This is a genomic window from Glaesserella australis (genome assembly GCF_003260095.1).
GTDB classification, from domain to species: Bacteria; Pseudomonadota; Gammaproteobacteria; order Enterobacterales; family Pasteurellaceae; genus Glaesserella; species Glaesserella australis.
Window position 1 is genome coordinate 154,604 of record NZ_PTPX01000007.1, and the last position, 19,966, is coordinate 174,569.

Below are 19,966 nucleotides of genomic sequence, written 5' to 3' on the forward strand. Positions count from 1 at the left end.
TTTATTAATTAATGCCAATTAAAAATTTGATTTTATCAATTTGTATGCTTTTTTAGCTGCATCAACTATAGGACCAAAAATATTGCTGTCTGGTTTACCGCTTGGGCTACTCTCAATATCATTGTAATGACTATATTGTAACAATCCTAATACTGTGGCATATGATGGTTTATTTACATAATCCGTTAAACCTGTAATATTTAGTGGATAACCAACTCGAACTTGTGATCCAAAGACAGATTTTGCACATTCTACAATATCTTCTATTTGAGAACCACCACCAGTTAATACAATTCCTGCAATTAATTCCTGTTTTATACCTTTTTGATACAATTCATGGCGTAATTGAGATAATTCATGAGAAACTACGCCTAATAAATCTTGATAACATTGCGATGTGACCTTCGACAACTGCTCTTTTGTAAAAGTTCTAGGAATTCTTCCGCCTAAACCAGCAAATTCAATTTTTTTCTCTGGAAAATGTGTTGGTGGAGAAATAGCACTACCATACTGCACCTTAATTGTTTCGGCCTCTTGACGTGAAGTCGCAAAAACTTGTGCAATATAGTCAGTCACATTGTTACCACCAAAAGGAATGACTTTACTAAAACGAAGTGCACCATCTGTATAGACGAGAACGTCCATTGTTCCGCCACCAATATCAATTAAGCAGACACCAAGCTCTCTTTCATCATCTGTTAAAACTGAATAGCTTGATGCTAATCCAGAAAAGACAATTTGATCGATTTTTAACTTGCTACGCTCTACCGCATTCTTTAAATTACGTAACCAATCATTATGACAAGCAATTAAGTGAGCTTGAGCTTGCAATCTCATGCCCGATAGCCCTAATGGATTTTTTGTTGCTGGTAGCCTATCAACTTTATATTCTTGCGGAATAATATGTAAAGTTTCTAATCCATCAGGCAATTTAATAGAACGAGCAATATGAATCGCATTATCTAAATCCTCATCACTTACGGCTCCAGATAAGGGGACTGTGCCACTTTCATTAAAAGCGGTAATGTGAGAACCTGAGAGTGCTAATGTTACTCCCATAATTTGGCATTCTGAAATTGATTCAGCTTCTTCGATAGCTCTTTGTATAGAGCTTACTACCGCATCTAAATCAACGACACCGCCACAATAAACGCCCTTAGATTGACTCACACCAGAACCAATGACATTAATTACGCCATCAGGTAATACTTCACCAACTACGGCAACAATTTTATGTGTACCAATCTCTAAACCTACAATTACTTTAGATTCTGCTATTTTTGTCATATTTTATTGCTTGCATACTATAAATTATTGATTACTAAACCCTACTGATGCGCCATGTTCATAGCGTAAATCAACATAGGATAAACGTTTTCCTTCAGGAATTTCGATTTCAGGAAAAATTGTGACAAAGCGATCGATTTTAGGTAACCAATCTCCTCTTCCTAAACGTAGCTCAACCCCATTATCAAGGCGAATTGACCAAGATCCGCGATTATCCATCGCAACCGAATACAATCCTAAATTCCGAGCTTTTAAATCTGTTTTTATCTTATTCCAAGCTTCAAGAACTACTTTCCCTTCAGAATCGGGTCCATAAAGAATTGGGAGTCCTGAATGATCAAAACGCTCAGAAGGTAAACTAAAAACAACACCCTGTTCAGAAAGATATTGGCTATTGTTCCATAAAGCGACAGGTCGATATTCTAATAAAGTCAAACTTAATTTATCAGGATAGACTTTTCTCACCACAACATCTTTAACCCAAGAAAGTGCCAAGAATTTTTCTTTCACTTCCTGAATATTTTGCCCAAAATAACCCTTTAATACGGGTTCTTTGGATAACACTTCTCGAATATCATTATTCGTCGTAAATTGTGTTTTATGTGTCAATGCATAAGAGCGAATTGGCGTTTTATCTAATGCCTGCAACCAATTTACCCAATTTGCATAAACAATATATACAAAAACAAGGCATATTAATACCAAAGCAGGTTTAAAAAAACTCAACCAATTTATTGGCGGTTTCGGTTTGCTCACTTTTGTTCGAATAACCGATGTTGGTTTTTTACGAAAAACCGCAACCATTAAGCACTTAACTCCAATACACGTTCAACTAAACGCTCAAAACTGTAACCAACAGTCGCCGCTGATTTCGGGAAAATACTGTGGCTCGTCATACCCGGACAAGTATTCACTTCAACCAAGCGGAAATTGCCTTCTCCATCTTCCATCACATCAATACGGCTCCAACCACGGCAGCCAACCACATCATAAGCCTGTTTCACTAGCTTCGCCACTTCCGCCTGACGTTCAGCATTTAATGCTGGCACAACATACTGTGTATTATCCGAAATATATTTAGCGTGATAATCGTAGAACTCGCCATCTGGGATAATTTGTACTGCTGGCAACACTTCGCCGTCTAACACTGGCACAGAATATTCTGCACCCGCTAAGTTTTCTTCCACTAGCACAATCGAGTCATATTTTAGTGCTTCTTCAATCGCTGGTAGTAATTGTTCAGCCGTTTTTACTTTGCTGACCCCAACACTTGAACCTTCACTTGCTGGTTTCACAAATAATGGTAAGCCTAATTTTGCAATAATTTCATCATAATTGACCGCTTGTCCACGGCGAACGACTTCCATTGCCGCCGTTGGCAAGCCCACAGCGTTCCACAATAATTTAGTACGGAATTTGTCCAGTGTAATCGCCGATGCCATTACGCCACAGCCGGTATAAGGAATACCGAGTTGCTCCAACGCTCCTTGCAATACACCATTTTCCCCGATACCACCGTGTAGAATGTTAAATACACGTTGAATACCTTTTTCTTTTAATTTTTCAATCGGAAACTCTTTGGTATCAATGGCTTCGACGTTGTAGCCTAAACTCTGTAAGGCTTCAAACACTGATTTGCCCGAGTTCAACGACACTTCACGCTCTGCCGATACGCCACCAAATAACACCGCAATTTTTTCGTTTTTTAAGCTCATTATTTTTTACCTTAATTCAATCAGATACTAAGTAGGGACACACTGCGTGTGTCCGTCTAATCTAGACTTATGTAAATTTTTATTCAGTGGACACACACAGTGTGTCCCTACAAGAACAGGAGCGTTCAGATTAAAAATAGCTCACCTATGCCTTCCAGCTCTCTGCTAAATCACGCGAAAGCTTGCTCACGTTGCCCGCACCTTGCGCTAAAATCAAATCGCCGTCTTGAATAATTTGATCTAACACTTCGCCCAGTTGTGATGTATCTGACACTAAAATCGGATCGACCTTGCCTAATGTACGAATAGAACGGCAGAGATCTTTACTTTCTGCCCCAACAATTGGCGCTTCGCCTGCGGCATAAACATTCAGCATAATCAAGGCATCAACCTGTGAAAGCACCTGCACAAAATCATCAAATAGATCACGAGTGCGAGAATAGCGGTGCGGTTGGAATACCATGACCACACGTTTATTTTCCCAACCTTGACGAGCGGCTTTGATTGTTACGTCCACTTCCGTTGGGTGATGACCATAATCATCCACCAACATCACTTTACCATTTGGACGAATAAAGGAGCCTAATTGGTCAAAACGGCGACCTGCACCTTGGAAATCGGCAAGTGCGGCTAAAATCGCTTCGTTTGCAATTCCTTCTTCTTTTGCGACCGCTAGGGCGGCTGTTGCATTTAAGGCGTTGTGTCTGCCTGGTACATTGAGTAATACTTCAATGCGTTCACCTGTTGGGCAAACAACCGTGTAATGCCCTTGGAAACCCGTTTGTTGATAATCTTCAATACGGTAATCTGCTTTTTCACTAAAACCGTAGCTAATCACTTGGCGACCGACTTTTGGGGCAATTTCCATTACCGTTTCATCATCGGCACACATCACCGCTAAACCATAGAATGGCAAATTGCGTAAGAAGCGAACGTAAGTCTCTTTCATCTTCTCAAAATCGCCACCGTAAGTATCCATATGGTCTGGCTCAATATTTGTCACCACCGACACCATTGGCTGTAAATGCAAGAAAGACGCATCACTTTCGTCCGCTTCCGCAATCAAATAACGGCTTGCCCCTAAATGTGCATTTTTACCTGCAGATTTAACTAAACCGCCATTTACAAAGGTTGGGTCAAGTTTCGCTTCCGTATAAATCATTGAAATCATTGCGGTTGTCGTGGTTTTACCGTGTGTACCCGCAATCGCAATGCCGTGACGGAAACGCATAATTTCTGCTAACATTTGCGCACGCTGAATCACAGGAATACGAGCTTCTTTTGCAGCTGCGACTTCTGGGTTCGTTTCATCAATAGCACTAGATGCTACTACTACACTTGCACCTTCAATATTTTCAGCTTGGTGACCAATAAAAATTTTCGCCCCAGCTTTTGCCAAGCGTTGTGTTACTGCTCCATCAGCAATATCTGAACCTGAAATTTGGTAGCCTTCGTTTAATAATACTTCCGCAATCCCCGACATACCTGCACCGCCAATACCGATAAAATGGATTTGGCTCACACGACGCATTTCAGGGACTAATTTTTTCACTTTATCTTGGAAATTTTTCATTGTTATTCCTTCATTCGATCATTTTGTAAAAAATTCACACAATCTGACCGCTTGTAATCAACGTAATAAATATACGCTCAATAAATTTATAAACTATTTTCAACAATCACTTCCGCCACGCGTTTTGCTGCAAGCGGTGTGGCTTTTGCTCTTGCTTTGACTGCCATTTCGGTCAATTTTTGACGATCAGCAATCAACGGTTCTAATGCTTTTAATAGACTCTCAGGAGTAAAATCCTGCTGTTCAATAATCACCGCAGCCCCTGCTTGAGCAAGGTATTCTGCGTTTAAAAACTGCTGGCGATCTTTATGTTGAAACGGCACGAAAATCGCTGGCAAACCAGCCGCCGCAATTTCACACACGGTTAAAGCCCCCGAACGACAAATGACTAAATCTGCCCATTCGTAAGCGGCTTTCATATCATCAATAAATTCGCTCGCAATGCCGTTGCCAGTAACTTGATAGACTTCTTCAACCCCAGCCAATTTGCCTTTGCCAACTTGATGACTAATAAACACATTATTGCCTAAACGTTTTGCCACTTCAGGCACAGTTTGGTTAATCACCATTGCGCCTTGACTACCACCCATCACTAAGATATTGATCGGATAGCCTTTTTCGGCAAAGCGTTGCTCAGGTAGTGCAATTTGGAACAGGTCTTGACGCACTGGATTGCCAACCACTTCCGCCGTAGGAAATGCCGTTGGAAAGGCTTGTAAGGTACGGCGTGCAATTTTAGAAAGCCAAACGTTCGTTAAACCTGCCACCGCATTTTGTTCGTGCAAAATCACTGGCACGCCGCACAATTTTGCAGCAATACCGCCTGGACCTGACACATAACCGCCCATACCTAATACGGCATCAGGTTTATAAGCTTTAATAATTTTTCTCGCCTGAAGTACGGCACGTAAGATCGCAAAAGGGGCAGTGAGTAATGCTTTAATCCCCTTGCCCTTTAAACCTGAAATTTGGATAAATTCAATCGGAATACCATGTTTTGGCACCAACTCCGCTTCCATACGATCTTTCGTGCCTAGCCAGCGAATCTCCCAGCCTTGTTGTTGTAATTCTCTTGCCACGGCAATGGCAGGGAAAACGTGCCCACCTGTACCACCTGCCATCACTAATAATTTTTTTGTCATTCTATTTTCCTAAACTCAATCATCGTTTAAATGCGCATGGCCAATACGCTCAAGACGATTTTCATGATCTATACGCAATAATATTGCAATTGCAATTGCCATAATTACAAGGCTTGAACCACCATAGCTTACAAGTGGGAAGGTTAAACCTTTGGTTGGCAATAAACCTGATGCAACACCTAAATTTACAAAACCTTGTAAGAAAATCCAAATACCAATACCAAAAGCAAAGAAACCTTTAAATTTTTCTTCTAGTATCAAAGATTCTCGACTAATTTTTAACGCTCTTGCCGTTAAAGCAACTAATAGTAACACAACAACGACTATTCCCAATAGTCCAAATTCTTCTGCCACTACAGCCATTACAAAGTCTGTATGCGCTTCGGGTAAATATTCCAATTTTTGAACGGAGTTTCCTAAACCTCTTCCAAACCATTCTCCTTGTCCAAATGCCATTTGTGAATTAGAGAGTTGGAAACCATCTCCATAAGCATCAGCAAACGGGTCCATAAAAGACGTAACCCGTTTCAAACGATAGGGAGAAGTCAGGACTAATAAACCAAATACAATGATTCCCGTAATGATTAAAAAAACAAATTGTAGCTTTTTCGCTCCCATAATAAAGAGCATGGCAAAGGTTAAAATAAAAATAACCGCTGTACTTCCCAAATCTGGCTGCAATAACAACAATGCGCTAAATAAAATCAAAATAGCCATTGGACGCCAAAAACTCATATTATGCTGACGAATTTCATTGAACTTACGTACATAAAAGCTAGAGAAATAACAAATAACAGCAAGTTTTGCGAGTTCAGCTGGCTGAAAGTTAATTGGTCCAATAGGAATCCAACGTGTTGCCCCATTCACATTTTTGCCTATAGCTAAAGTAATAGCTAATAATATTAATGCAGAACAAAACAGCCAAACATTATATTTTTCCCAACTTTTACTTGGAATTTGGACAAAAAAAGCACATGCGCAAATAGAGACTAGAACATAAAAGCCATCACGAACCGCAAAATGAAATGGATCATCAAATAATCTTGTACTTACAGGAATAGAGGCTGATGTGACCATCACAAAGCCGATGATCAATAAAATCATAAACAGCCAAATGAGCGTACGGTCATACAGCGCATTTGCGGGAGTCAGTACCACCCATTTTTGCCATTCTTGCTTCACTTTCTCAAGCATGACGCTTATACCCCTTGAGCCAATTGTGCAAACTGCTTACCACGCTCTTCAAAGTTTTTGAATTGATCTAAACTTGCACAAGCTGGAGAAAGCAATACCATATCGCCATCCTTTAATTGCGGACGAATTTGTGCCACCGCTTGAGCCATGGTTTCCACTAACACACTGTTCTCCGCTAAGGCAGCAAGTTCCGCCCCGTCTTTTCCAAAGCAGTAGCAAATGATATTTGGTTTATTGATAAGTGGCTTTAATTCCGAGAAATCCGCAGATTTGCCATCACCGCCCAATAACAAATAGAGCGTTCCCTCCACTTGCAAACCGTTTAATGCCGCCACTGTGCTACCCACATTAGTTGCTTTTGAATCGTTAATCCAACGTACGCCGTCTGTTGTCGGCACTAATTGAAAACGGTGATCTAACCCTGAATAACTTTTTAATGCTTTGATAATACCTGCTCGATCAACACCTGCCGCTTCCGCCAACGCCATTGAAGCCAACGCATTCATCACATTATGGCGACCCGTGATTTTCATCTCATCAATGGCAATCACCGCTTCATCGCCCGAATAAAGTTTACCGTTACAAGCGGTGTAATCGGCTTCTTTTTCTGCAAATGTTTTCAAAGATCTGACCGCTTGCTCAGGCAAGGTGAGCGGATCTTCGCCGTTTACAATCACATTTTCCGCATTATCATAAATCCGCAATTTTGCCGCACGGTATTCCGCCACAGAATTATTGTAGCGATCCATATGATCTTCACTGATATTTAAAATGGTTGCGGCTTTGGCTTTTAATGAATAAGTCGTTTCAAGCTGGAAACTTGATAGCTCAAGCACATACAGCTCGTAATCGCCTTTTAACAAACTCAAAGCAGGCACGCCGATGTTACCTCCCATACCGACTTTTACCCCTGCTTGTTTCGCCATTTCAGTGGTTAAAGTCGTCACGGTACTTTTGCCGTTAGCCCCTGTAATCGCAATAATTGGAGCTTTCGCTTCACGACAGAACAACTCAATATCGCCCACCACTTCCACTCCAGCTTGAATAGCTTGCTGAATTTCAGGTGTCGCCAACGCAAGCCCTGGGCTAATCACAATTAAATCAGAACTCAACAGCCACTCAACGTTTAAACTGCCCGTATGTAACGGAATATTTTGAGCCAATTTATCCGCCCCAGCAGGATTTGCGCGGGTATCAATCACACGCACATTCGCCTGTTTATCCGCCAAAAACTCGACACAAGATAAGCCCGTTGTGCCTAAGCCGATAATCGTAATGGTTTTGCCTTGATATTGATTTTGCATTTTGTTGTTCTCTTAAATTTGTCAATTTCGGACACACGCAGTGTGTCCCTACGATAAAAGGGCTGTTGTAGGGACACACTGCGTGTGTCCGTTCAACCCCCAATATGTTTATTTAATTACCGCAATTTCAACGTCACTAACCCAATCAACACTAACATTAAAGTGATGATCCAAAAGCGGACGATCACTCGTGGTTCTGGCCAGCCTTTTAATTCAAAGTGGTGGTGGATTGGAGCCATTCGGAAAATACGTTTTTGGCGTAATTTGTAAGAGCCGACTTGTAAAATCACCGATAAGGCTTCAACCACAAACACGCCGCCCATTACCACTAATAACAATTCTTGACGCACCAACACCGCAATCACACCCAACGCACCGCCGAGTGAAAGTGAGCCGACATCGCCCATAAAGACTTGAGCTGGGTAAGTGTTAAACCATAAGAAACCTAAGCCTGCACCGACAATAGCGGTACATAAAATCACCAACTCACCGCTGTATTTGATATAAGGAATGTGCAAGTATTGAGCAAAATTGTAGTTCCCTGTCGCCCACGCAATTAATGCAAATGCCCCTGCCACCATAATGATCGGCACGATTGCCAAGCCGTCTAAACCGTCTGTTAGGTTTACGGCGTTACTGGTACCGACAATCACAAAATAAGTTAAAACAATGTAGAACAGCCCAAGTTGTGGCATCACATCTTTGAAAAACGGCACAACAAGCTGGGTTGCTGCGGTATCTTTACCGATAGCGTACATTCCAAAAGCAGAAACCAACGCAATCACCGATAACCAAAAATACTTCCAACGGGCAATCAAACCGTCCGTGTTTTTGCGAGCGATTTTCCAATAATCATCAACAAAACCCACCACGCCGTAGCCGAATAAGATAAACAACACAAACCAAACATAAGGGTTACGCAGATCCGCCCACAGCAACGTACTCACGCCGATAGCGAACAAAATCATAATGCCGCCCATCGTTGGCGTACCACGCTTTTTATAGTGGCTTTCAGGGCCGTCGTGACGCACTTCTTGCCCGAATTTGAGAATTTGTAAACGGCGAATGACCGTAGGACCGATCCATAAGCCGATAATCAAAGCGGTCAATAACGCCATAATCGAACGGAAAGTAATGTACGACACCACGTTAAACGCTGTGTTGTATTGCACCAAGTATTCAGCAAGCCAAACTAACATAAGTTAATCCTTAAAAAGAAACATCAAAAGAACGACATAAGGAAGCGATAAGTTCTTCCATTTTTTGGCTACGAGAGCCTTTTGCCAACAGAACAAGCGGTTGTTTTTGCTCGATTTTTTGCAAAATAATCGGGCGTAAAAATTCCGCCATTGCGGTTTTATCATTAAAGTGGTGAGCTGAATTACCGCTAATCACCTCACTCTCTTTGCCGAAGCTGACCACTAAGTCCAACTCCGCCTGTTTGACGAAATCCGCCACTTCTTGATGACAAGCTGGGCTATCCTTACCCAACTCCGCCATATCCCCCACCGCAAAAATGCGAAACGCAGGGTAATTTTTTAATACCGACACCGCCGATTTCATCGAGTCCACGTTGGCGTTATAAGTATCATCAATCAGCAAACAATGTTCATTAATTTCAACAGGATACAAACGCCCTTTCACCGCCGAACGCTGTTCTAAACCAGCTTTCACCGCCTGTAAATCTGCCCCGACCGCCATCGCTAACGCCGTTGCCGCCAACGCATTGCTGATATTATGCTCGCCCAAATAAGGCAAGTTGATCTCAATTTCGCCCTGCGGACTGTGCAAGGTAAAACGGGAGCCGTTTAGGTGCAGTTCCACATTCTCCGCCCAAAAATCAGCGTAGCTGTCTTTATCTTCGCCCGTGTAGCAGAACGATTGCAACTCGTGGTTGCCAATCTCTTTTTGCCACTGCGGATAGTAATGTGCCAAATTCACAATCGCCTTACCGTCTGCTTTCAAGCCACGATAAATCTCGCCTTTGGCTTGAGCCACACCTGCCAACGAGCCAAAGCCCTCAAGGTGAGCAGACGCCACATTGTTCACTAAACAAGCATCAGGTTGAGCAATCTCAGTGGTATAAGCAATTTCGCCGATATGATTTGCCCCCAATTCCACCACCGCAAATTGATGTTGTGGCGTTAAACGAAGCAACGTTAGCGGAACGCCTAAGTCATTGTTTAAATTACCAAAAGTGTAAAGTACTTGCTCTTCGCAAGCGGTCACTTTCTGCAAAATTTTTGCAGTCATCTCTTTCACGGTGGTTTTACCTGACGAACCTGTCATCGCCACCGTTTTTGGATTAAGCTCTGCCTTTAACCACTTCGCCAGTTGCCCTAACGCTAAACGGGTATCTTCCACGATAATTTGCGGCACAGAAACCGCTAATTCACGCTCCACTACCAACGCCACACAGCCTTGTTCTATCGCTTTTTCCACATAATCGTGAGCATCAAATTTCTCGCCCTTTAATGCAAAAAATAAGCCATTTTCGACCGCTTGTCGTGTGTCGGTGCTAATGTTTTCAATAACAATCTCGCCACTGCCGAGCAGTTTACCTTGAAGAATATTCGCAATACTTTGAACTGAATATGAAATCATAATTTAATTACACAAACCTAAGAAAAACGCTGCTCTACTATATGCCAAGATTATTACTATATTAGGTAATATAGCTAAGACAGACATAAAAACATAAGAGAATTTTGACTTAAATAATGCATCTTCTCTTCGTTTTATATAATTTATAATACCTTTAGCAGAAAAATACACCGCACCTAACCAAGAAAACCAAAAGATAAAAGAAAACTTATGATTTATATCTCCATCTATATAAGCAGCAGAAATAAATACAATTAAATACCAAAATAAAGCTGTTTTTAATGTTATAAATAATTTATATTCTACATTAAAATTTTTTATAAATTTCCTTTTACAGATTTTTATATAATTTGAGAATGCACCTATATCTTTTTTTAGTTCATTTAAAAATGATTCTCTATCTTTTTTTGGTTTATCAGATATCATATGATCTCCTTGATAATTTAAGGGTCTATCTTGTATTAAGTATACTAGGTCTAGAATTTACCCCAAAAACTTCCTCGCCCACTCTTGATCCGAGAAGTGATATTTCTTGGTACCGATAATTTGGTAGTCTTCGTGTCCTTTGCCGGCGATTAAAATCACATCTTTCGGTTCGGCTTGAGCAATCGCTTGTTCAATCGCATATTGACGAATATGCATTGATTGCACCGCTTTTGGCTTGCGGAAGCCTTTCATAATGTCGTTGAAGATCACATCAGGATCTTCGGTTCTAGGGTTGTCGTCAGTCACAATGACACGATCCGCTAATTGTTCCGCAATGCGAGCCATAAGTGGACGTTTGCCTGTATCACGATCACCACCACAGCCAAAGACGCACCACAATTCGCCCTCACAGTGTAAACGTGCGGCTTCCAACGCTTTTTCTAGTGCATCAGGGGTGTGGGCGTAATCGACAATCACCATCGGGCTTTCTTCAGGATTTTCTTCGCTGATTAAGCACTCCATTCGTCCGCATACGCCGTTTAAAAGCGGTGCGGTGTCGAGTAATTTTTGTAAATCGTAGCCGAGAGCCAACAAGCCTGCGAAAGCCGTCAATAAGTTGCTCACATTAAACGCCCCAATTAAACGGCTGTTAATTTCGCCATTGCCCCAGCTACTTTCAAAGGCAATCGTTGCACCTTGTAGGGTAAAACTGACCGCTTGGGCTTTAACCCAACGTGCTTGCTGTGTCTGAAAATCCGCATTGCAACTGACCGCCACCGCCTGTGGCAATTTCGCCAACCATTCACGCCCGATTTCATCATCGGCATTAATCACTTGCTGTTTTGATGAAAGCTCGCCGAACAAGCGGAATTTCGCTTCGGCATACTCTTCCATTGTGTTGTGATAATCCAAGTGATCACGGCTTAGGTTAGTGAAAATTGCCAAGTCAAAATCTAGGGCTTCGGCACGATATTGAGCCAAGCCGTGCGATGAAACTTCCATTGCACAAAAATCCGCCCCTTGCTCGACAAAACTGGCTAAGTTGCTTTGAATTTCAATGGCTGAACCTGTGGTATTTACAGCTTCTTGCACTTGTCCGTATAACCCGTTGCCAATCGTCCCCATTACTGCTGATTTACCACCAAGCAAGTTTCGCCATTGGGCAAAAAGTTGAGCTGTCGTGGTTTTACCGTTGGTGCCAGTAATGCCGACTAAGGTTAATTTTTCTGATGGATTGCCGTAAAAAGCCCCTGCGATTGCGGAAAGCTGTTTTGGTAAGTTCGGTACTTCAAGTACACAAGCGGTTACTTTTTCCTGATTTGGTGTAAATTTTTCTGCAAATCGCACCGCTTGCACGTTTTCATCCGCTTCGGCTAAAACTAGCGTTGCACCTTGTTCAATCGCTTTTTCGATAAATTGACGACCATCAACTTGATGTCCTTTTAACGCGACAAAAAGATCGCCTTGCCCGACTTTGCGGCTGTCTAAAGTCATTTGGTTTAATGTACCTAGTGTTGTCCAATTCGCTAATTCAGGAAAAAACGGAAGTAAACGGTTCATTATGTTGCCTCAATATCTAATTTGTCGAATTCGTCTTCATCTCTCTTACGGCACTTTGAGTGTCTTCTGTGAGATTGTCTGGTTTAATATTTTTTGCTTTTAAGGTATAGCCCATAATACTTGAAAACAGTGGCGCAGAAATTGCACCGCCATAGTAGGCTCCAGCTTTTGGTTCATTAATTAATACTACCAATGCAAAACGTGGGTCGCTCGCAGGTGCAATCCCAGCCGTATACGCAATATATTTTTCAACATATTTGCCCTTTTCTAATTTACGTGCCGTACCTGTTTTAATCGCAACTCGATAGCCGTCAACTGCGGCTTTTGCGCCACCTTCGCCTTTTGCTGCTACGCTTTCCATCATATGTACGACATCTTTGGTAATTTTCTCTGGAAGTACACGCTCACCAATCACAGGCGGATCCACTTTGGTAATGGAAAGTGGTCTATAAATCCCAAAACTTCCCAAAGTGGCATAAGCTCGAGCCAACTGTAATGGCGTCACATTCAAACCATAGCCATAAGCCATCGTTGCACGTTCAATGTCTGCCCAACGTTTACGATCACCGTTCGTACCACGTTGTTCACCAAGCCCTAACCCTGTATCTTTACCAAAGCCAACTTTGCTATAGGTTTCTACTAAGGCAGTTGAAGGCATTCTTAACGCTAAACGGCTTACACCAATATTACTAGACTTTTGTAAGATGCCTGTAAGTGTTAAGCTATCACGTGGCGCCACATCTTTAATCGTATGTCCATTTACTACAAAAGGTCTTGTGCTAATGACTTCACTTGGGTAAGTCACTTTATTTTGCAATGCTGTTAATACCACTAAAGGTTTTACCGTCGAGCCTGGTTCAAAGGTATCCGTAATGGCTCTGTTACGTGCTAAATCAGATTTAAATTCAGCACGATTATTCGGGTTGAAAGAAGGTGCATTCGCCATTGCTAACACTTCCCCCGTTTGAATATCGACCAAAACGGCTGTGCCTGATTCTGCTTTATTTTCAATTACCGCTTTCTTAATTTCACGGTAAACCATTGACTGCAATTCTTCATCAATACTTAAAACAACATCTTGTGGGTCATATTTTTTTTCATCTCGAATATGTTCAATCACATTACCACGAGCATCTTTACGAATCACTTGTTTACCATTTTTACCCACAAGTAAACTATCGAAACTTCTCTCTAAACCTTCGGTACCTTGCTTGTCATCAACATCTGTAAACCCAACCAATTGTGAAACTTCTTCTGCTAAAGGATATACACGACGAGATTCTACTTTAAGCACTAAACCATCAATTTTTAACTCTTTTGAATAATCAGCAATGACTTCAGACTCATGACGAGAAAGATATAAAAAACGTTGATTAGATGATGTATACATTTTATCCATCATCTCGTTATATTTCATACCTAATGCTTTAGCCAGTTCTTGCATTTTTTGACGCTCTAATTGGCTGTATTCATTATCTAAACGTAAAAATGCAGAGTCCGGATTATTTCTTACTCGTTGAATTAACTGGTTGTAATCTAAACCTGTTGATTTTGCTAATAATGTCCAATAATCTTCATTTTTATTATTTAAAATAGATCTTGCATCATATTTTACTTCTTTATTTTGCGGCTTAGCTTTAATGAAATTATTAACACTCGCCTCAATCTTACTCGCTGATGCTTCCATTTCCATGGCAAGTGCTCGCCATTGTGTTTTCGTACGACGGAGCTTCGTATCAAAATATTCTTTAGGATCGATCGTAATCGAATACATTGGTACACTAATGGATAAAACACGACCATTACGATCAAGAATTTTTCCTCTCGTAAAAGGTAACTCTTTTGTTCTTAATGAACGATCATTTGCCTCTTTAATCAATCTGTCAGAATCTATCACTTGTAAAGAAAAACTTTTCCAAATTAATGCCAATGCGCCAATAATCAAAAGGGCATAAGTAAGAATAAAACGCCAAGGCAAAAAACTCGGTTGATTCGCTAATTCCGAGTTTTCTGCAATCTGATTAATTTCTTCTTTTTTCTTACTACTTTTAAATTTGACAGACTTTTTCATATCACTCTACTAAAATAATCTCTTGCTCTTTTTTGATTGGTTGCAAACCAAACTTCTCTGCAACAGCCTCAACACGTGATTTCTGACTACGAGAATTTTCTTCTAACTGTAAATGAATATATTGACTTTCTAGTTTTTGATTTTTTTGAACAAGCGCACCTTGCTCTGCAATTAATAAACGTGTTTGATGAGTAATCCAAATTGTTGCCACAGCACTAACAATAACCCCTAATAAAAGCAATAAAGCAACTTTATTATGACTGGTTAAATCATCTAAAATCACTTGTCGTAAAGGATAACGTTCGTTTGACATTATCGTTTCTCCGCAATTCTTAACACGGCACTCCGCGAGCGTGGGTTCGCATCAATTTCGGCATCGCTTGGCATAATCGCTTTGCCGATAGTTTTTAAAGGGATATTTTTATTTAATTCACTTTCTAAAATCGGCAAGCCTTTTGGCACGGCTTCGCCTTTACTCTGCTTACGCATAAACTGTTTGACCATTCGATCTTCAAGAGAATGGAAGCTGATTATCGACAAACGTCCCTCAGGAGCAAGCACATTGATTGCCGAATTTAACGCTTTTTCTAACTCATCTAATTCGCTGTTGATATAAATGCGAATCGCCTGAAAAGAACGGGTAGCTGGGTGTTTGTGCTTATCTTTAAACGGTACAGCATCAGCAATGATTTGCGCCAATTGCAAGGTGCGAGAAATTTTCTCATTTGCAGATTTATTGTAAGAAACGACCGCTTGTGCAATGCGTTTTGCAAAGCGTTCTTCGCCAAACTCTTTTAACACCCAAGCCAAATCATCTACAGAAACTTGAGCCAACCATTCCATTGCTGATAAGCCTTTGGTGGTATCCATACGCATATCCAACGGTCCGTCTCGCATAAAGCTAAAGCCACGTTCCGCTTCGTCAAGTTGTGGAGAAGATACACCAAGATCAAGCAAAATGCCGTCAATTTTGCCGATCAAGCCGAGATCTTCACAAATTTCAGGAATAGACGAAAAGGCACTATGGACAATTTGAAAACGGGAATCGGTAATGGTTTGAGCTTCGGCAATGGCTCGTGGATCACGATCGATCGCAATCAACCTGCCTTGCTCGCCTAGCTTGCTGAGAATAAGACGTGAATGACCGCCACGCCCGAAGGTGCCATCAATATAGATGCCATTTGGTTTAATTGCCAATCCATCAACAGCCTCTTTTAAGAGAACGGTGATATGTTTTGGAGCGTCACTCATATTATTTCCTACTATAAAGAGAGATGTTTTAACGCTTCACAGTTCAACATCTCATCTGAACTGCCAATAGCAAGATCTTCGCTAATTTGTTTTTGCCACTGCTGATCTTGCCAAATTTCAAATTTATTTAGCTGCCCAACTAACATAATTTGTTGCTCAAGCTGAGCGTGCTGACGCAAGGTTGGGCTAAGCAAAATTCTCCCTGAAGCATCCATTTCACACTCTGTAGCAAACCCCTGCATAACACGCTGAATACGGCGTTGTGTTGGATCAAAATTAGAAAGAGAGAGTAATTTTTGTTCAACAATTTCCCATTCATGTAATGGATAGAGCAATAAACAAGGCTGACGAATATCTACCGTACAAATTAATGATCCGCTGTGCTTTTCTAAAAGTTCTGCACGATAACGGGTCGGAATAGCGATCCGCCCTTTACTATCAATGCTAATTGAAGTTGCACCACGAAACATTTTCTTGCTCATCTGAATGAAAGATTAGGAATTTTGGAAAAAGTTCCACAAAACACCACTTTTTCCCACTTTAATTGGAGAATTTTATAGTGTTAGAAGATACTGGGCAAGCTTTATATATAAAAAAAGAAAGGCATCTTTTGATGCCTTTAGAATATAAAAAGAAAAATTCACTATTCTCCAAAATTTGGTGGTAAATTTTTTAACATTTGCGCCCAGATTTCCGTACTTCGTTGTCGACTGATCGCTAAGCATTCTACAGCTTTTTGGTAATCATTTGATTCACAAGCGGTACGAAGAGCCTGATAAAATGAAAAACTCAACTGACGAGAATTTGGATTTGAGAAAAAGAGAGAAGCCGTTTTTAAATACAGATCTTTAAAGCTATTTAAAATTAATCCATATACAGGTTTATTCGCAATAAACGTAAAATCATGGTACAGTTTATAATCAAATTCAGCATATGACTTAGCATTATCTTGTAACGTATCTAGATCCTGTAAAAGTAGAGCAGATGTTTGATGATCAGCTTTAATTGCTTCTGGAATAAAGTATTCCCCCATTCTCGTTCTTAAAGAAACAACATTTGAAATAATCGTAGGAGTAATAGATTCATCCAAACTAATCAAAGTATGGATAATGTTTGGTCCAGCTGTTTCCCAAATATCATTAACCCTTGTCGGTTTTCCATGCTGAATATTGACCCATCCATCGCGAGCAAGCCTTTGTAAAACTTCTCTTAGTGTTGTTCTTGTTACACCAATAATATCTGCCAACTCACGTTCCGCAGGTAAATCTGAACCTGCAGGGAAATGGTGATTCCAGATACTTTTAACAATATATTCCTCAGCAAGTGCTGCCGGACTTTGTGCTTTTAAGATTTCAGATTGACTCATTGAGATTATTTCGCCAGAATGTGAAGAAAAACTCCACGTGAATAATAAAAATTGTGACGCACTTATCAAATTTTAGACGAGAACTCACAATAATGTGCTTTTTGTATTATCGTTTAATCTAAAGTAGATTACAATCCACAATCATTTTTTCCTTACCTAAGTGAATATTATGAATAATCTTGATGCCTTTTATAAAAATTTTCTAGGTAATGCGCCTGAATGGTATAAGGTTTGCATTGTTGCCTTTTTAATAATTAATCCACTTCTTTATTTCTTTATTAGTCCATTTGTCGCTGGATGGGCTTTGGTTGCAGAATTTATTTTCACTTTAGCCATGGCATTGAAATGTTATCCACTTCAACCCGGCGGGCTTTTAGCAATCGAAGCTGTTATCATCGGCATGACAAGTGCAAGCCATATCAAAAAGGAAATTTTAGCGAATTTTGAAGTTATTTTACTGTTGATGTTTATGGTTGCAGGCATCTATTTTATGAAACGCTTGCTCCTTTATGCTTTCACTAAACTTCTCATTTCAATCCATTCTAAAAAAATGCTTTCATTAACGTTCTGCTTAAGTGCGGCATTTTTATCTGCTTTCCTTGATGCTTTAACCGTTATTGCAGTGATTATCAGCGTCGGTATGGGATTCTATAAGGTTTATCATAAAGTCGCTTCAGGTGGATTACTAGACGATGATGAATCCGATGATGCTTCAAGTGACAACCTAATTACTAATAAACAAATCTTGGAGCAATTTCGTGGCTTCTTACGTAGTCTCTTAATGCACGCTGGTGTAGGTAGTGCATTGGGTGGTGTAATGACTATGGTGGGAGAGCCGCAAAACTTAATCATTGCAGCACAAGCCGACTGGGGTTTTGGTGAGTTTTTCTTACGAGTTGCGCCAATTAGTATTACGGTTTTAATTTGTGGTATTGCTACATGCTATTTAGTAGAAAAATATAGATTATTCGGTTACGGCGATCGTTTACCTCGCAAAGTTTGGGTCGTTTTAGCTCACTATAATTTACGTAAAGAACAAGAAATGACCAAACAAGATAGAATGAAATTAGTCATTCAAGCGATTGTTGGTGTTTGGTTAATTATTGGATTAGCTTTACATTTAGCAGATGTTGGCTTAATCGGTCTCTCTGTTATCATTTTCTGTACTGCCTTTTGTGGTGTCACCGATGAGCATGCGCTTGGAAAAGCATTCCAAGAATCATTACCTTTCACTGCACTGTTAGTTGTCTTCTTCTCCGTCGTCGCAGCAATCGTCGATTTAAAACTTTTTGATCCAATTATTCAATTTGTACTTTCAGCAGAAGAAAGCTCACAGCTTGCACTTTTCTATATCTTTAACGGCCTACTCTCCATGATTTCAGATAACGTTTTTGTCGGCACAGTCTATATTAATGAAGCAAAATCAGCCTTTGAATCTGGGATAATTAGTCGTGAACAATTTGATTTAATTGCGGTTGCTATCAACACAGGGACAAACTTACCGTCCGTTGCAACACCAAATGGTCAAGCGGCATTCTTATTCCTATTAACTTCAGCAATAGCGCCGTTAATTCGTTTATCCTATGGACGAATGGTCTATATGGCATTACCATATACCATCGTACTCTCTGTTGTAGGTTTTCTCTCTTTAGAATTTTTACTGCCTACATTGACAGAATTAATGACGAATTGGGGATGGCTTGTTACCCGTTAATTAAGGAATATTATGTTTAGTTATTTCAAAGAGCTTTCACTTAGTCGCGGAGCTTGGATATTACTCACCGTAAGCTGTATGGCATTGGAAGCGACCGCTCTTTATTTCCAACATGGCATGGGGTTAAATCCTTGTGTAATGTGCATTTATGAACGTTTGGCACTATTTGCTATTCTTGTTGCAGGCATTATTGGAATGCTAGCACCACGCAATCTACTGATTCGTTGGATAGCATTACTTATGGGATTGTTTGGATCTATTAAAGGGCTAAACTTAGCGATAAAACACACCGATTATCAGCTTAATCCAGCTCCATGGAATCAATGTTCACCTTTCGTTGAGTTTCCAGAAACCCTGCCATTAAATAAATGGTTTCCAAATGTATTTGAAGCAACTGCAGGCGGTGACTGTGGAAAAATCGTTTGGAAGTTTCTTGATTTATCGATGCCACAATGGTTAATTGCTATTTTTGCGGTCTATGTTGTTATTTTTGTTTTAATTACGTTAAGTCAATTTAAGCGTAGCCGTAAAACTGGGCGTAACTTATTCCGCTAAGGAGATACGATATGGAAGCAGAAAATAAAAGCTTTTTCCGTAAACTTCTAGATAAGTATGATGAACTTTGTAAAGATCTCGGCGTAGATCAAGGTGCGTGTCGTGGCTGTGTTCCTGTCGTGAAGTTTGATCCTGAGAAGGATGATAAAAAAACATCACCACAAGCGGATAGATCCGAGTAATGTTTTGCAAAAGCTGAATTCA

The 19,966-nt window shown here is 40.4% G+C and carries 19 protein-coding genes; 3 read left to right on the plus strand and 16 right to left on the minus strand.

The window, feature by feature from the left end:
- Positions 1–18: 18 nt before the first annotated feature.
- The 16 genes from ftsA to fadR form a co-directional block, all read right to left on the minus strand.
- Positions 19–1,287 carry a cell division protein FtsA gene (gene ftsA / locus C5N92_RS04040; RefSeq protein WP_111749579.1) on the minus strand — a complete coding sequence of 423 codons (1,269 nt, stop codon included), beginning with the start codon at positions 1,285–1,287 and terminating at the stop codon, positions 19–21.
- A 24-nt stretch (positions 1,288–1,311) separates the two neighbouring features.
- Positions 1,312–2,091 (minus strand): cell division protein FtsQ/DivIB, encoded by a 780-nt coding sequence (locus tag C5N92_RS04045; RefSeq protein WP_111749580.1) that lies wholly within the window; start codon positions 2,089–2,091, stop codon positions 1,312–1,314.
- The gene (locus C5N92_RS04050) at positions 2,091–3,002 is read right to left on the minus strand and encodes a D-alanine--D-alanine ligase (RefSeq protein WP_111749581.1); all 912 of its coding nucleotides are present in this window, start codon (positions 3,000–3,002) and stop codon (positions 2,091–2,093) included. The genes C5N92_RS04045 and C5N92_RS04050 overlap by 1 nt, the downstream gene beginning before the upstream one ends.
- 145 nt (positions 3,003–3,147) lie before the next feature.
- Entirely contained in the window at positions 3,148–4,575 is a 1,428-nt protein-coding gene (gene murC, locus C5N92_RS04055; protein ID WP_111749582.1) for a UDP-N-acetylmuramate--L-alanine ligase, read from the minus strand.
- An 86-nt stretch (positions 4,576–4,661) separates the two neighbouring features.
- Positions 4,662–5,717, minus strand: coding sequence for an undecaprenyldiphospho-muramoylpentapeptide beta-N-acetylglucosaminyltransferase (murG, locus tag C5N92_RS04060; RefSeq protein ID WP_111749583.1), 1,056 nt, complete (start codon positions 5,715–5,717; stop codon positions 4,662–4,664).
- 15 nt (positions 5,718–5,732) lie between these two features.
- Positions 5,733–6,911: a putative lipid II flippase FtsW gene (gene ftsW, locus C5N92_RS04065; protein ID WP_111749584.1), complete on the minus strand. Its 1,179-nt coding sequence runs from the start codon at positions 6,909–6,911 to the stop codon at positions 5,733–5,735.
- A 5-nt stretch (positions 6,912–6,916) separates the two neighbouring features.
- The gene (gene murD, locus C5N92_RS04070; protein ID WP_111749585.1) at positions 6,917–8,215 is read right to left on the minus strand and encodes a UDP-N-acetylmuramoyl-L-alanine--D-glutamate ligase; all 1,299 of its coding nucleotides are present in this window, start codon (positions 8,213–8,215) and stop codon (positions 6,917–6,919) included.
- 116 nt (positions 8,216–8,331) lie between these two features.
- The gene (gene mraY / locus C5N92_RS04075; protein WP_111749586.1) at positions 8,332–9,414 is read right to left on the minus strand and encodes a phospho-N-acetylmuramoyl-pentapeptide-transferase; all 1,083 of its coding nucleotides are present in this window, start codon (positions 9,412–9,414) and stop codon (positions 8,332–8,334) included.
- Between the two features lie 10 nt (positions 9,415–9,424).
- The gene (murF, locus tag C5N92_RS04080) at positions 9,425–10,819 is read right to left on the minus strand and encodes a UDP-N-acetylmuramoyl-tripeptide--D-alanyl-D-alanine ligase (RefSeq protein ID WP_111749587.1); all 1,395 of its coding nucleotides are present in this window, start codon (positions 10,817–10,819) and stop codon (positions 9,425–9,427) included.
- Positions 10,820–10,822: 3 nt separating this feature from the next.
- Positions 10,823–11,245: a hypothetical protein gene (locus tag C5N92_RS04085; RefSeq protein WP_111749588.1), complete on the minus strand. Its 423-nt coding sequence runs from the start codon at positions 11,243–11,245 to the stop codon at positions 10,823–10,825.
- A gap of 57 nt (positions 11,246–11,302) precedes the next feature.
- Positions 11,303–12,805 carry a UDP-N-acetylmuramoyl-L-alanyl-D-glutamate--2,6-diaminopimelate ligase gene (gene murE / locus C5N92_RS04090; RefSeq protein ID WP_111749589.1) on the minus strand — a complete coding sequence of 501 codons (1,503 nt, stop codon included), beginning with the start codon at positions 12,803–12,805 and terminating at the stop codon, positions 11,303–11,305.
- Between the two features lie 16 nt (positions 12,806–12,821).
- Positions 12,822–14,876 carry a penicillin-binding transpeptidase domain-containing protein gene (locus C5N92_RS04095; protein WP_111749590.1) on the minus strand — a complete coding sequence of 685 codons (2,055 nt, stop codon included), beginning with the start codon at positions 14,874–14,876 and terminating at the stop codon, positions 12,822–12,824.
- Position 14,877: 1 nt separating this feature from the next.
- Positions 14,878–15,192, minus strand: coding sequence for a cell division protein FtsL (gene ftsL, locus C5N92_RS04100; RefSeq protein WP_111749591.1), 315 nt, complete (start codon positions 15,190–15,192; stop codon positions 14,878–14,880).
- Complete coding sequence (gene rsmH, locus C5N92_RS04105; protein WP_111749592.1) at positions 15,189–16,127, minus strand: 16S rRNA (cytosine(1402)-N(4))-methyltransferase RsmH; 939 nt, start codon at positions 16,125–16,127, stop codon at positions 15,189–15,191. Before rsmH ends, ftsL begins: the two co-directional genes overlap by 4 nt.
- An 11-nt stretch (positions 16,128–16,138) precedes the next feature.
- Complete coding sequence (gene mraZ / locus C5N92_RS04110; RefSeq protein WP_111749593.1) at positions 16,139–16,597, minus strand: division/cell wall cluster transcriptional repressor MraZ; 459 nt, start codon at positions 16,595–16,597, stop codon at positions 16,139–16,141.
- A gap of 173 nt (positions 16,598–16,770) precedes the next feature.
- On the minus strand, positions 16,771–17,493 hold the full coding sequence (gene fadR, locus C5N92_RS04115; protein WP_111749594.1) for a fatty acid metabolism transcriptional regulator FadR: 723 nt from the start codon (positions 17,491–17,493) through the stop codon (positions 16,771–16,773).
- A 169-nt stretch (positions 17,494–17,662) separates the two neighbouring features.
- On the opposite strand from fadR, the gene nhaB reads away from it, so the two are divergent.
- From nhaB to C5N92_RS11220, 3 genes are read left to right on the plus strand one after another with little or no spacing between them, the layout of a single operon-like run.
- A complete protein-coding gene (gene nhaB, locus C5N92_RS04120; protein ID WP_111749595.1) occupies positions 17,663–19,207 on the plus strand; it encodes a sodium/proton antiporter NhaB in 1,545 nt (514 codons plus the stop codon).
- A gap of 12 nt (positions 19,208–19,219) precedes the next feature.
- Positions 19,220–19,762 (plus strand): disulfide bond formation protein DsbB, encoded by a 543-nt coding sequence (dsbB, locus tag C5N92_RS04125; RefSeq protein ID WP_111749596.1) that lies wholly within the window; start codon positions 19,220–19,222, stop codon positions 19,760–19,762.
- An 11-nt stretch (positions 19,763–19,773) separates the two neighbouring features.
- On the plus strand, positions 19,774–19,944 hold the full coding sequence (locus tag C5N92_RS11220; RefSeq protein ID WP_161494261.1) for a DUF5363 domain-containing protein: 171 nt from the start codon (positions 19,774–19,776) through the stop codon (positions 19,942–19,944).
- Positions 19,945–19,966: the final 22 nt, after the last annotated feature.